The sequence below is a fragment of the Mycobacterium sp. NGS17 genome, assembly GCF_059813205.1.
This window is the reverse complement of record NZ_JCALED010000007.1, coordinates 279,118-291,443: the sequence shown is the minus strand read 5'-3', so window position 1 is coordinate 291,443 and position 12,326 is coordinate 279,118. Positions and strand designations below refer to the sequence as shown.

General features: G+C 66.0%; 13 protein-coding genes. 5 read left to right on the top strand and 8 right to left on the bottom strand.

Annotated elements, in window-relative coordinates:
- Positions 1–62 precede the first annotated feature (62 nt).
- Complete coding sequence (locus AC5Y7E_RS17580) at positions 63–317, bottom strand: hypothetical protein (RefSeq protein ID WP_499950025.1); 255 nt, start codon at positions 315–317, stop codon at positions 63–65.
- Positions 318–492: 175 nt separating this feature from the next.
- On the opposite strand from AC5Y7E_RS17580, the gene AC5Y7E_RS17575 reads away from it, so the two are divergent.
- Entirely contained in the window at positions 493–1,170 is a 678-nt protein-coding gene (locus AC5Y7E_RS17575) for a hypothetical protein (RefSeq protein ID WP_499950024.1), read from the top strand.
- A gap of 30 nt (positions 1,171–1,200) precedes the next feature.
- The gene (locus AC5Y7E_RS17570) at positions 1,201–2,043 is read left to right on the top strand and encodes a class I SAM-dependent methyltransferase (RefSeq protein WP_499950023.1); all 843 of its coding nucleotides are present in this window, start codon (positions 1,201–1,203) and stop codon (positions 2,041–2,043) included.
- Positions 2,044–2,072: 29 nt separating this feature from the next.
- Here AC5Y7E_RS17570 and AC5Y7E_RS17565 read toward each other — a convergent pair whose 3' ends face one another.
- Positions 2,073–2,921, bottom strand: a complete 849-nt coding sequence (locus AC5Y7E_RS17565) for a glycoside hydrolase family 16 protein (RefSeq protein WP_499916388.1) — start codon at positions 2,919–2,921, stop codon at positions 2,073–2,075.
- 249 nt (positions 2,922–3,170) lie between these two features.
- On the opposite strand from AC5Y7E_RS17565, the gene AC5Y7E_RS17560 reads away from it, so the two are divergent.
- The gene (locus tag AC5Y7E_RS17560) at positions 3,171–3,386 is read left to right on the top strand and encodes a hypothetical protein (RefSeq protein ID WP_499950090.1); all 216 of its coding nucleotides are present in this window, start codon (positions 3,171–3,173) and stop codon (positions 3,384–3,386) included.
- A gap of 150 nt (positions 3,387–3,536) precedes the next feature.
- Here the strand turns inward: AC5Y7E_RS17560 and AC5Y7E_RS17555 are convergent, their stop codons facing one another.
- Together AC5Y7E_RS17555 and AC5Y7E_RS17550 are read right to left on the bottom strand one after the other, a co-directional pair.
- A complete protein-coding gene (locus AC5Y7E_RS17555) occupies positions 3,537–4,178 on the bottom strand; it encodes a carboxymuconolactone decarboxylase family protein (protein ID WP_499950021.1) in 642 nt (213 codons plus the stop codon).
- A gap of 51 nt (positions 4,179–4,229) precedes the next feature.
- Positions 4,230–4,922 (bottom strand): cutinase family protein, encoded by a 693-nt coding sequence (locus AC5Y7E_RS17550; RefSeq protein WP_499950020.1) that lies wholly within the window; start codon positions 4,920–4,922, stop codon positions 4,230–4,232.
- 125 nt (positions 4,923–5,047) lie between these two features.
- Between AC5Y7E_RS17550 and AC5Y7E_RS17545 the strand changes: the two genes are divergently transcribed.
- Complete coding sequence (locus tag AC5Y7E_RS17545; protein WP_499950019.1) at positions 5,048–5,710, top strand: class I SAM-dependent methyltransferase; 663 nt, start codon at positions 5,048–5,050, stop codon at positions 5,708–5,710.
- A 4-nt stretch (positions 5,711–5,714) separates the two neighbouring features.
- Here the strand turns inward: AC5Y7E_RS17545 and mmpH are convergent, their stop codons facing one another.
- The 3 genes from mmpH to manT are packed head-to-tail and all read right to left on the bottom strand — an operon-like array spanning position 5,715 to position 8,780.
- Positions 5,715–6,791: an MMP endo-(1,4)-3-O-methyl-alpha-D-mannosidase gene (gene mmpH / locus AC5Y7E_RS17540; RefSeq protein ID WP_499950017.1), complete on the bottom strand. Its 1,077-nt coding sequence runs from the start codon at positions 6,789–6,791 to the stop codon at positions 5,715–5,717.
- Entirely contained in the window at positions 6,778–7,536 is a 759-nt protein-coding gene (locus AC5Y7E_RS17535) for a class I SAM-dependent methyltransferase (RefSeq protein WP_499950016.1), read from the bottom strand. Before AC5Y7E_RS17535 ends, mmpH begins: the two co-directional genes overlap by 14 nt.
- On the bottom strand, positions 7,530–8,780 hold the full coding sequence (manT, locus tag AC5Y7E_RS17530) for an MMP alpha-(1->4)-mannosyltransferase (RefSeq protein WP_499950015.1): 1,251 nt from the start codon (positions 8,778–8,780) through the stop codon (positions 7,530–7,532). Before manT ends, AC5Y7E_RS17535 begins: the two co-directional genes overlap by 7 nt.
- Before the next feature lie 312 nt (positions 8,781–9,092).
- Here manT and AC5Y7E_RS17525 point away from each other — a divergent pair, with 312 nt between their 5' ends.
- The gene (locus AC5Y7E_RS17525) at positions 9,093–9,899 is read left to right on the top strand and encodes a DUF1906 domain-containing protein (protein ID WP_499950014.1); all 807 of its coding nucleotides are present in this window, start codon (positions 9,093–9,095) and stop codon (positions 9,897–9,899) included.
- A gap of 179 nt (positions 9,900–10,078) precedes the next feature.
- Here the strand turns inward: AC5Y7E_RS17525 and katG are convergent, their stop codons facing one another.
- Entirely contained in the window at positions 10,079–12,319 is a 2,241-nt protein-coding gene (gene katG, locus AC5Y7E_RS17520; protein WP_499950012.1) for a catalase/peroxidase HPI, read from the bottom strand.
- Between the last annotated feature and the right edge of the window lie 7 nt (positions 12,320–12,326).

Here is a 12,326-nt window from a genome sequence, read left to right as displayed (position 1 = left end):
GTCGCACAAGGAAAGTCCCGGACCGACCAGGTCCGGGACTGCTCCGATGCCCGTCGGACGTGTCAAGATCCCTTGCGGTAGCGAGTGAGGAACCCGACGGAGGCCACCGCGGCGACGGTGCCGATCACGGCCCACAGCACCAGCTGGAAGGCCATCGCGCCGAAAAACCAGCCGAAAGTCATTCCGATATAAAGCATCCAGATCACCCGGTAAAAGCTCCAGACCGCCAGTAGGCCGGTGCTGATCCCGATGTACAGGCTCCGTTGGCGATCGACGCGGTTGATCTGTTCTTGGATGCTGGTCGGCACGATGTTCATTGCTGTCTTCCTTTCCTGGGGCGCCGCCTTGAGTGGCGGCGTCGTTGCGGTAAGTACAGAGCCGCAAGGCGGCTACCGATCCCAATCGGCTGCCGCCGACCGCACCGCCGATTCCGCGCCGCAACCCTCGCGTGCGCTCTACGCTGCACAGGGGGCCTGGAGAAGGGTTGCCTCGATGAACATGCCCCGCGTGGCCCTAATCTGGGTCGCCCTGCTGACTGCGCTGATCGCAACCTCGTCGGGCGGCCCCGCGGGCGCCGACCCGCCGTCCACCGAGGTGATCACCGTGATGGCCGTCGGGCCTGGCGGCGAAGCGATGAACGGCTACAAGGTCGCATCCGGACCGGGCAACGTCGGGCGGGCCGACAACTGCTCGCAACCGTCGCCGTCGGCGGTTGAAGACAACGTCTACTACTGTTCGCCGAGCGCGGCCGGAGCCGGCACCTGCTGGCCCTCAACCCCGGGATCTCTTCTGTGCGTTGACGATCCGTGGGACATGCGGATGCACCGGGTGATGTTCGACGGCCAGCTTCCGCCCGTGCATCCGACGGCCAATCCGGACCCGTTCGCGCTCGCCCTCGACGACGGGACGCACTGCCTGCTGCGCAACGGCGGCGCGTGGGGTGGGCGTGCCGACGGATACGTCGGCGTCTACGGTTGCGGCGGCAGCGGCGGGAGCGACCCTGCCGTGTTGTGGCTGCCCAGCCAGGGCGCAGGAACCTGCATCGACCGCTCACCGCCGGTGTGGACCGTCAAAGTCGGTCGCCTGGGCGCGCCCGACGCCGTCCTTGCACCGCCTGCAACCCGCGCGGTAACGGCCGCCTGGTTCGCCGGAGGCAGGGCCGGGCAGTAGGGCGGCGCCGGTACTGCTATAACGCAACGTATGTCTGGTCCATCGCACACCATTACCCATGTTTCCGATACGGCCCGGTGGACGGCGTTACACAGGGCAACCGAATCGGCGCGCCCCGATGCGCTGTTCCGTGACCCGCTCGCGGAACGCCTCGCCGGTGAACACGGCCGCGCGATCGTCGACAACTTTCCCCGATCCGATCGCAACGGCTGGTGGCTGGTCGCACGCACCAAGCTGATCGACGACGCCATCGCCGACGCTCTCGCGCACGGCTGCGATCGCGTGCTGAATCTGGCCGCCGGCCTGGACACCAGGCCCTACCGCCTAGAGCTCCCGTCCGAGCTCACCTGGATCGAGGCCGATCTGCCCAAGCTGCTCGCGGAGAAGACGCAAGCGCTCACCGACCAAACCCCCCACTGCCGACTGACCCGGACTGCCGTCGACCTCGCCGACCCGCAGGCCCGAGACGCGTTTCTCAACGACGCGCTGGACGGCGCGACGAAGGCCTTCGTGCTGACCGAGGGATTGTCGATGTATCTGGAGACCTCCGACATCGCGGCGCTTTCGGGTGCGATCCAGCGACCCGAGGTCGCCTGGTGGATGCTCGATTTCGCCTTTCCCGGGCTGAAAAGGAGAATCAACAAGAACGTCGCGGGAATTTCGCAGAACGCGCCGTTCAAATTCGCTCCCGAGAACGGGCTGGCCTTCTTCGAAGACCTGGGCTGGCGGACCGTCGAAGCCGAATCGGTGCTCGAGACCGCCAACAAGCTCCACCGCTTACCCGTCTTGATGCGGCCACTCACGTGGCGACGATCGGATTTGCGCCGGCCAGGCCGCAAACCCACGTCTGCGGTCGCCCTGCTGACCCACTAGAGGCTTACGCGCTTACCCCGCAGCGATACCTACCAGACGCGGATCCAGTCAACGAGCATGTCGGCGGGGTAGCTGCCCGACCCGGGATCGCCGCCGCCGGAACCGGCCACCGCCAAGTTGAACACCGGGTACACCGTGTAACCCGCTCCGTTGAAGGGCCAATCCGGCAGCGAGCTCGCCGGCACGTCGAAGTAGGGCGCGGCGCCGTCGACATAGTCCTTCCAGAAGCGGATGCCGGCCTGATCCCATTGGCAGCGCCAGGTGTGCCAGGCACTGTCCACCGCGATGTTGTGGGTCTTCCACTCGCCGCCGTTGGCTTTGGCGTGCACGGTGGTTGCCGACGGCCAACTGCCGTTGCCGTACCACTCCATGACGTCGATCTCGCCCTGATCGTCATTGCCCAGCCAGTAGGCCGGCCACGCGCCGGCGGTGAGGCAGTTCAGCTTGATCCGGGTTTCCCAGGTGTGGCCGACGCCGCCGCGCCACAGGCTCTGCACCTTGCCGCTGAAGTAGGTGGGGCCATCCTTGGCCGCGCGCAGGACGAGGTTGGAATTGCCGTCCAGGAACACGTTGCGGCGATCGTCGCGGTACTGCCCGATGTGCTCTGGCAGCTCCCAGTAGGTGGGATCTTTGATCGTCTCGCGGGCTTTGGCCACCGCCCACTTGGAAGCGTCGGGCGCCGAGCCGGCCGGACCGTCGAACTCGTCGGAAAAGATGTAGGACCCCGCCTGGCCGCTGGGGGCGGCGGGGGGCGGTATCCGCCCGGCAGGCTCATCCTGTCGGGACGGGTAGGCCCAGGCCTTCGGCCCTGGCAGCGCGGCCGCCAGCACTCCGATCCCGGTTGTCAGGATCATGCGGCGGCGATCGATCTCCGGCATAAGCAAGGGACCCTAGCAGCCAACCCTGCCTGAGGTTAAAACGGGAATTCTGTCGGTGCCCGTCGCTATGGTTCTGATTGCGGTCGGACCAGCAGGGACGACAGCACGGCAGTGGCAACGGATTACGCTCGCAAATTCACGGCCAATTCTCATCTTGACAGATGGTTTGGTCTCAGGATATGGCGGGCATTCTGGAATCACGATCCGATAGCCACACTGTTGTAGCTTTTGCGGGTGGTACTGAGAGGAGTGACGATCGTGGCAAATACACCAGAAGGCACGGTTATGTTCCTTCACTCCCATCCGGCCTGGATCGCCGCGCAGCGGCGGGAACGCGAACGTAATGACGCAGTGCGGCGTCATCCTTCATTTCGCGCCCGTCAGCGCGCCGCAGCCTCTGGTAACCCGGTCGTTCCGATGGTCCGCAATTTGAAGCTTTACTCCAGCGGCAATACGCCCGCCTGAATTCGCCACTAAATTGCGGCGGTCCACAATCCCGCCGCACTTACCTCCGCTCGCGAGCAATCAACGGATCGCCGGCCGGATAGGCCTCGAATATCTAGCGGGCTCGATGTCGAGCTGTGTCAGCTCCGCACGGCGGCCGACCCGCCCATGTCAGTCACTTCCGGATGTCGCGGCGCCGATGTCAAGGACACCGCCGCCATTCGGGTCGTCGATCTCGACGACCGGGTCGTCGACATCGTCGAATTCCAGCCGCAATGCGCGGGACATGATGGCGTGCATTACGTACATGGTGGTGGTGTAAGTGAATTCGAGTACCTCGGTGTCGGTGAAGACCTCACGTAACTGAGCGAACAACCGCTCGGGTACCCGACCATGTTGGCCCGCAAGGCAATCCGCGTACGCCAGCAATAACCTCTCGGTGTGATCGAAACAGTCGGCGGTCTCCCACGACGGTATTGCCGCAATTTTCTCCTCGGACAATCCCGCCGACCGGCACGCTTTGCAGTGCTGCGAGAACACGAATTGACTGCCGACCACCCAGCCCGCCCGGATCTGGCCCAATTCCCGGTGATCGGCCCGGATGGAGACCTCTTCGCGATAGAGGCGGAAGCCGCGGACGGCATGGCGCAGGGCGGCGGGTGACTGCGCCATCACCGTCCACCAATTGCCGGGGGTGCCACCGATGGTGCCCGGCTCGGCCACCGGATCACGATCGCCGAACATGAAGTCATACATCTTCAGCGTGAATTCGTCGCCGACGTCACTCCGCGGGATCGGCTTCAGACGCGGCATTGCGTCTCCTCTCGGGTGTTGGCGAGATCGTGCAAGCGTTGCCCAACTCGCTCAGAGCTTGCTGGCGACGAAGTCCGCCGCCTGGTTGGCCATGCCCGCGTCGATGTAGGCGCCCGCGAGGTGCTGTGGCCAGTTTTCCTTCCAGGTGTTCGGGTCGGCCGGGTTGCAGACGGGATCCGCGCCGTGGCACAACTCGATGGTCCGGTCGTTGTAGGTCGGGTTGAAGTTGGTGATCGGACCGACCCACTGGCTTCCGTTGCCGAACAGCGCGACGGCGGCGATGTGCTGATCGGCGCCGGGCGGCAACGGGCTGTCGAACCCGAACGCGCCGATGGGCGCCGCCAGCACGACGTCGGTGACGGCCGCGCCCAGCGAGTATCCGCCCAGCACCAGTCGGGTGTCGGGGCAACTGTTGATCACGTCCTGGACGTGGTGGCTCATGTTGTTGGCACCCTGGGCGACCTCGGTGTCGGCCGGATACTGCACGGCGTACACGCCAACGGTCCGGTTCACCTTGTTGCGCACATCGCTGATGAACGCGTTCCCCAGCACGCCTGGGCCGGGTGATTCGTTACGGCCGCGGGCGAACACGATCTGGACCGGCGGGCAGTTGGCGGCCGCGGCCGATGGGACCGGCCCCGGCGCCCCGGGGGGAAGCACCGCGGCGGGCAGCATCAGGGCGGCCGCGGCCGTGACCGCGGCGAGGCCAACACCAGCAAAGTTGCGGAGAAGCAAGGCGCGCACGCAGATGATGGTAGAGCGAACCCGCTCCGCGCGCTGGGGAGCCCGTGCACAGACCGCAGGTGATCGCTCACCGCGAACACCGACCACGGCGCCGGCGGTGTCCAGCGAGACGATAGGTTCAGCTGATGAGTCACGTCGACGCGAATGCGCCCGAGCGCTTGTTCGCGCTGGCCGAACAGGTCCAAGGTTTCATGCCGGCCGACGAGGGGCGGGCGCTGTACGACGCGGCGCTGCGGTACCTCGGGGGCGGAATCGGCGTCGAGATCGGCACGTACTGCGGCAAATCCACCCTTTTGCTGGGCGCAGCGGCGCAACAAACCGGCAGCGTGCTCTACACGGTCGACCACCATCACGGCTCCGAGGAGCACCAGGCCGGGTGGGAATATCACGACGCGTCGATGGTGGACGACGTGACGGGATTGTTCGACACGTTGCCGACGTTTCGTCGTGCGCTCGACACCGCCCGACTGGACGACCACGTCGTCGCGATCGTCGGCAAGTCACCGCTGGTGGCGCGGGCGTGGCGCGCACCGCTGCAGTTTTTGTTCATCGACGGCGGCCACAGCGAAGCGGCCGCGAACCAGGACTTCGACGGCTGGGCCAAGTGGGTCGACACCGGTGGGGCACTGGTCATCCACGACGTGTTTCCCGACCCGAAGGACGGCGGGCGGCCACCGTATTACATCTACTGTCGCGCACTCGATTCCGGTCAGTTCCGAGAGGTATCAGCGACGGGATCGCTGAGGTTGCTCGAACGTGTCAGCGGCCTCCCGGGGGGACAGGTCTAGCGAGTCACCGGGCTGGGCCGGTGCCGACGCATTCGCAATCGAAGTCGGTCTGCAGGCCCAACGGCAGCTCGTCGCCGCGAAAGATTCCCGCGCCGCCAGTCGTGTTCGACAGGGCGTCCGCCGCCAGGATCATCGCCGCGCCAGTCCAGGTGGTGCGCTCCTCGGGCCAGCGCTTGCCGTCGGCGAAAACCAGTCCCGTCCAATACGATCCGTCGTCTTCGCGAAGATGCTGCATCGCGGCGAACTGCCGGTGCGCATCTGCGTGGTGTCCGATCGCGTCCAGCGCCATCACCAGCTCGCAGGTTTCGGCACCGGTCACCCACGGACGATCACCGACACACCGGATGCCCAGGCCGTCGACCACGAACGCTTCCCACCGCTGCCTGATGCGCGCGGCCGCCGCCGGCCCGCGCAGTGCGCTACCGAGGATGGGGTAGTACCAGTCCATCGAGTAGCGGTCCTTTTCGGTGAACGCCTCGGGGTGCGCGGAGATGGCATGACCCAGGCGGCCCAGCGCCAACTCCCACTCCGGCTGCGGATCTCCGACCAGAGCTGCCAAGGCAAGCGCGCATCGGATGCTGTGGAAAATGCTGGAGCATCCGGTCAGCAACGCTTCCGGCAGCACACCGGATTCGCTGCGCGCCCAACCGATCTCGCCATAGCCGACTTGCATGTCGATGACGAAGTCGATCGCTTTGTGCACCACCGGCCACATCTCGATGCCGAACGACTCATCACCGGTAACCAGCACGTGATGCCACACACCGGCGCCGATGTACGCGCAGAAGTTGCTGTCGCTGTTGGCGTCTTCGACGGCGCCGGCGCGAAACTGGATGGGCCACGAGCCATCGGGACGCTGCGTGTGGCGGCTCCACTCGAAGGCCGCGCGCGCCGGCTCCAGCAGTCCGGCGGTAGTGAGCGCCATGGCGCACTCGATGTGGTCCCATGGATCGGTGTGCCCGCCCTCGAACCAGGGAATGGCGCCCGATGGTTCTTGTGCGGCGGCGATAGAACGCGCGGTCTGTCGGCATTGTTCGGGAGTCAGGACACCCGGAACTGCGGGCGGGTTAGACCGATGCAACTGAATACTCTTCAGTCACTTGGCTTTTCGCCTCCTGCGGTTTGACGAAGTACATGGCTACGCTCTTGCCCACCAGCGGGTTGAGCAGCGACTCCGCCAGCTGGGTGATCTTTGGCCGCTGCATCAGGTCCCACACCAGCAGCTTGTGGTAGGCGGTGACCGCACGGTGGTCGGCGTTCTGCACACCGACAGCGCATTTGAGCCACCAGAAGGGGGAGTGCAGCGCGTGGGCGTGGTGGGTGTGCGTCAATTCCATTCCGCCGTCGGAGATCTTGCCGCGCAATTCACTGGCCCGGTAGATGCGTACGTGGCCGCCCTCGTTGCTGTGGTACTCGTCGGACAGCATCCAGCACACCTGCTCGGGCAGCCACCGCGGTACGCTGACGGCCAGCGTGCCACCGACTTTGAGCACCCTGATGAGCTCGGCGATCGCCACGTCGTCCTGAGGAATGTGCTCCAGGATCTCCGACGCGATGACGCAGTCGAACGTCTGGTCGGCGTAGGGCAACTTCAGCGCGTCACCGACGACCACCGTCGCAGACGCCCCAGCGGGTGCCTCGCCGGTTTCGGCCATCGCGCGCAGGATGGTGTCCACCGAACGCAATTCGGCCTCGTCATGATCGAAGGCGACGACGTCGGCGCCGCGCCGATACGCCTCGAAGGCATGCCGGCCGGCTCCGCATCCGACGTCGATGACCTTGGTCGACGGTCCGATCCCGAGCCGGTCGAAATCGACGGTCAGCATGACGCTCCGCTCTGCGCGCTGCGTGCGATCGCCCGCTCGTACACCCGCACGGTCTGAGCGGCCACGGCTTCCCAGCTGAAGACGTTGACGGCACGAGCGCGGCCCGCCTTGCCGAGGCTGCGGCGCTTTTCCGGGGAGTCGAGCAGTTCACCGAGCGCGCTGGTCAGCGCATCCACGTCGGCGGGCGGAACCAGTTCGGCGCAGGCACCGTCCGTCCCAAGGACTTCCGGCAGCGCTCCGACCCGGCTGGCGACGATCGGGGTGCCACTGGCCATGGCTTCCACCGCGGGCAGCGAAAACCCTTCGTAAAGCGAGGGAATGCAGGCCACTTCCGCGGACGCGAACAAGGCGGCCAACTCGGCGTCGGACAGCCCGCTGGTGATGTGCACGATGTCGGAGATCCCGAGTTCGGCGATGAGTTTGTGGGTCGGGCCATTCGGCTCCACCTTGGCGACCAACCGCAACTCGAGGTCCCGGAAAGTGCGCAACCGGGCGACCGCCTGCAGCAGGGTGCGGACGCCCTTCAGCGGGGTATCCGCGCTGGCGATCGCGATGATGCGCCCGGGCTCGCGGGGACCGGAACCCGGTTTGAACAGCTCGGTGTTGACCCCAAGCGGGACGACATGGAGTTGCTCCGGTTCGACGCCGAAGTCGGCGATGATGTCCGCGGCCGACGATGACGAGACGGTCAACAGGTCGGGGATGTGCCGGGCGACCTCCTGCTGCATGTCCAAGAACCCATACCAGCGGCGCACCAACGGCTTTCGCCACCATCGTGCGGCGGCCAGGTCCAGCACCCGATCCCGGGTGATCGGGTGGTGCACGGTGGCGACGACGGGAAGCCCCGCCTCGGCGATGCTGAGCAGTCCGGTGCCCAGGCTCTGATTGTCGTGTACGACGTCGAAATCCGTTGTCCGCTGGGCAAGTAACCGCGCGGCCCGCATCGTGAACGTCCGCGGTTCGGGAAATCCCGCGGTCCAGGTGGTGAGCAATTCCAGGAGGTCGATGGAGTCTCTAATCTCGCTGGGCCGCGGCACCCGGAAAGGGTCCGGTTCCCGGTACAGATCAAGGCTCGGCACCTCGGTGAGCCGGACCCGCGGATCGAGCAGGTCAGGATACGGCTGCCCGGAAAACACCTCGACGTCGTGACCGAGTTCGACCAGGCCGTGGCTGAGATGGCGCACGTAGACGCCCTGTCCGCCGCAATGGGTCTTACTACGGTAGGACAGCAGGGCAATTCGCATACTCAACTCTTCTTTGCTGGAAAATGACCGCGGATTGGCGCCGAATACATCGCGGTCAACGGGCTCCCGAACTCCGTGACAGCAAATTGGACATGTGTCCAGACTATAGTTCGATCACCTAATCGAGCGCAACGAGGCCGAGATCCGCCGTCCCGCGCGCAGGCGACCTCCGGGATGTCCGACACGCAAAGATCATGCCACTGGTCAGCGGCCGCTATCCTCTCGGCCGGTCGCCCTCGAACGCGCGGTGCCAGAGGGTTGACCGGCGAAGATCGGCCGAAAGACGCTGCGGGCTTTTGTTACCATCGCGCGGTGCGGGATTCGGCCGGACGGGTAGGGGGCGATCAGCGATCGCCTTCGCGTCGCGACGTCCTCAGATACGCCGCGTTGACCCCGGCCCTGCTGACCCTGGGCGCGCTGGTCCCGGGCCCCGGCGCCCCCAAGGCGTCAGCCGCGGCCATGCAGCTGATCGATTTCGCCGAGCGCAGGATAGCCCCGGACGAGATCAAGTCGGCAGGCTACGACGGCGTGGTGAATTACGTGTCGCTGTCGCGCCCGGGCGCCGACTTCGAGGCCAAACCGCTGACAAAGGACTACGCCGACGCGCTGCGCGCGGCGGGGCTGCATATCGTCAGCAACTTCCAGTACGGCAAGCCCGGCTGGCCGGACCCGTCGGATCTCACGCGCGGGTACGACGGCGGCGTGGCCGATGCTCATAGCGCCATGCAGTTGCACTCCGCGGCGGGAGGCCCGAACTCGGCCCCCATCTTTTTCAGCGTCGACGACGCCATCGACGCCAACACATGGAATACGCTTGCGGTGCAATGGTTTCGGGGAATCAACTCGGTGTTGGGCGTGGGCCGCACCGGCATCTACGGGGATGCCCAGGTGTGCGGGTGGGCGATCAGAGACGGCGTCATCGGCCCGTCCACGAGCGCCGGACACCAATGGGCGTGGCAGACGAGGGCCTGGTCGCACGGCGATCGCGAACCCGCGGCGGTGCTCTACCAAACGGTCGTCAACAGCCCGGGGAATCCGGGCCCGCTGCTGGGTGGCATCAATGTCGATGTCGACGACGTCCTCGCCGCCGACTTCGGCCAGTGGGATCTCGCCCGCTGACCCGACGTCCCTCTCTCCCTACACGAGAAATAAACCACTGCGACCGATTGCGGCGTGTCGTGTGCGTGGTTTAAGTGTCGCGAGATCACCGAACGAAGCATCACCAAAGAAGCGACGCCGAACGAAGCGACACCCCGCGGGGCCGATGACCCGCGGGGCGTCGTTCGGTATCCGGGAAATTACTTGAGGTCGAACCGGTCGTTGTTCATGACCTTCACCCACGCGGCGACGAAGTCCTCGACGAACTTGCCGTGCGCGTCGTCCTGGGCATAGACCTCGGCCAATGCGCGCAACACCGAGTTCGAGCCGAAGACAAGATCAGTCGGGGTCGCGGTCCACTTGAGCGCCCCGGAGGCCCGGTCGTGCCCTTCGTAGACGTTCTCCGCGGTCTCCGACGCCTTCCACTCGGTGTTCATGTCGAGCAGGTTGACGAAGAAGTCGTTCGTCAACGCGCCCGGCCGGTCGGTGAACACACCGTGCTTGCTGCCGCCGTGGTTGGCGCCCAGGGCACGCAGCCCGCCGACCAGCACCGTCAACTCGGGGCCGGTCACACCCAACAGGTACGCCCGGTCCAGCAACAGCTGCTCGAGCGGGGCCTTTTCACCCGGCCGCGCGTAGTTGCGGAAGCCGTCGGCCCGTGGTTCGAGCACCGCGGCGGCTTCCACGTCGGTGGCCTCCTGAGACGCGTCGGTTCGCCCGGGGGCGAAGTGCACCGCGATCTCGTAGCCCGCGTCCTTGGCGGCCTTCTCGACCGCCGCGGAACCCGCCAGCACGATCAGGTCGGCGATCGAGATCTTCTTGCCGTCGGAGGCCGAGGCGTTGAAGTCCTGCTGGATCTGCTCCAGGACGGGCAGCACCTTGTCCAGTTCGGACGGCTCGTTGACCTCCCAGCTCCGCTGCGGCTCGAGACGAAGCCGCCCGCCGTTGGGACCGCCGCGCTTGTCGGTGTTGCGGTAGCTGATCGCCGCGGACCAGGACGTCTTGACCAGCTGTGGGATGGAGAGACCGGACGCGAGCACCTTGCTCTTCAGGTCGGCGATGTCCTTCTCGTCCACGAGCTTGTGCTCGACGGCCGGCACCGGGTCCTGCCACAGCTGCGGCTCGGGAATCCAGGGCCCCAGGAAGCGGGAGACCGGCCCCATGTCGCGATGCAGCAGCTTGTACCACGCCTTGGCGAAGGCGTCGGCCAGCTCCTCGGGGTGGTCGAGCCAGCGCCGCGTGATGTCGCGGTAAATCGGGCTCTCCCGCAACGAGATGTCCGTGACCAGCATCGTCGGGGCGCGCCCCGGCCCACCGAATGGGTCGGGGATGGTCCCCGCGCCGGCGCCGTCCTTGGCGGTGAACTGCCAGGCCCCGGCGGGGCTCTTGGTCAGCTCCCACTCGTAGCCGTACAGCGTCTCCAAGAAGGAGTTGTCCCACTTGGTAGGCGTCGGCGTCCAGACCACCTCGAGGCCGCTGGTGATGGCGTCCTTGCCCTTGCCGCTTCCGAACGAGCTCTTCCAGCCCAGCCCCTGCTGTTCGATCGGGGCGGCTTCCGGCTCGGGGCCGACCAGGTCGGCGTCACCGGCGCCGTGGGTCTTGCCGAAGCTGTGGCCGCCGACGATCAGAGCGGCGGTCTCCTCGTCGTTCATCGCCATCCGGCCAAAGGTCTCGCGGATGTCGATCGCGGCCGCGATCGGGTCCGGCTTGCCTTCGGGGCCTTCGGGATTCACGTAGATCAGACCCATGGTGGTGGCACCGTAGGGCTGCGCGAGGTCACGTTCGCCCGAGTAACGCTTGTCGGTGCCCAACCATTCTTCCTCTTCACCGAAGAGGATCTCTTCGGGCTCCCACACGTCTTCGCGGCCGAAGGCGAAGCCAAACGTCTTGAATCCCATCGATTCCAGCGCCGTGTTTCCGGCGAAGAGCAGCAGATCCGCCCAGGAGATCTTGTTGCCGTACTTCTTCTTCAACGGCCACAGGAGCCTGCGCGCCTTATCCAGGCTCGCGTTGTCGGGCCAGCTGTTGAGCGGGGCGAAGCGCTGCATGCCCTGGCCGCCACCACCGCGACCGTCATAGATGCGGTAGGTGCCGGCGGCGTGCCAGCTCATCCGGATGAACAGGCCCCCGTAGTGGCCGTAGTCGGCGGGCCACCAATCCTGCGAGGTCGTCAGCAGCTTGATCATGTCGGCCTTGAGCGCCTCGACATCGAGCTTGGCGAACTCCTCGGCATAGTCGAAGTCCTCACCGAGCGGGTTGGACTGCGCGACATGCGGATGCAGGCGTGACACGTCGACCTGGTTGGGCCACCAGTCCTGGTTCGTCCGTGGAGCGTTCGACTTCGGTTGCGGCGAAGGGATTGCTGGGTTTTCGCTTTCGCTTGTGCTTGCCGACCCGGCGTCGGGGTTTGGTGGGCGGCTTGCGGATGTATCAGATGACACAGCATTC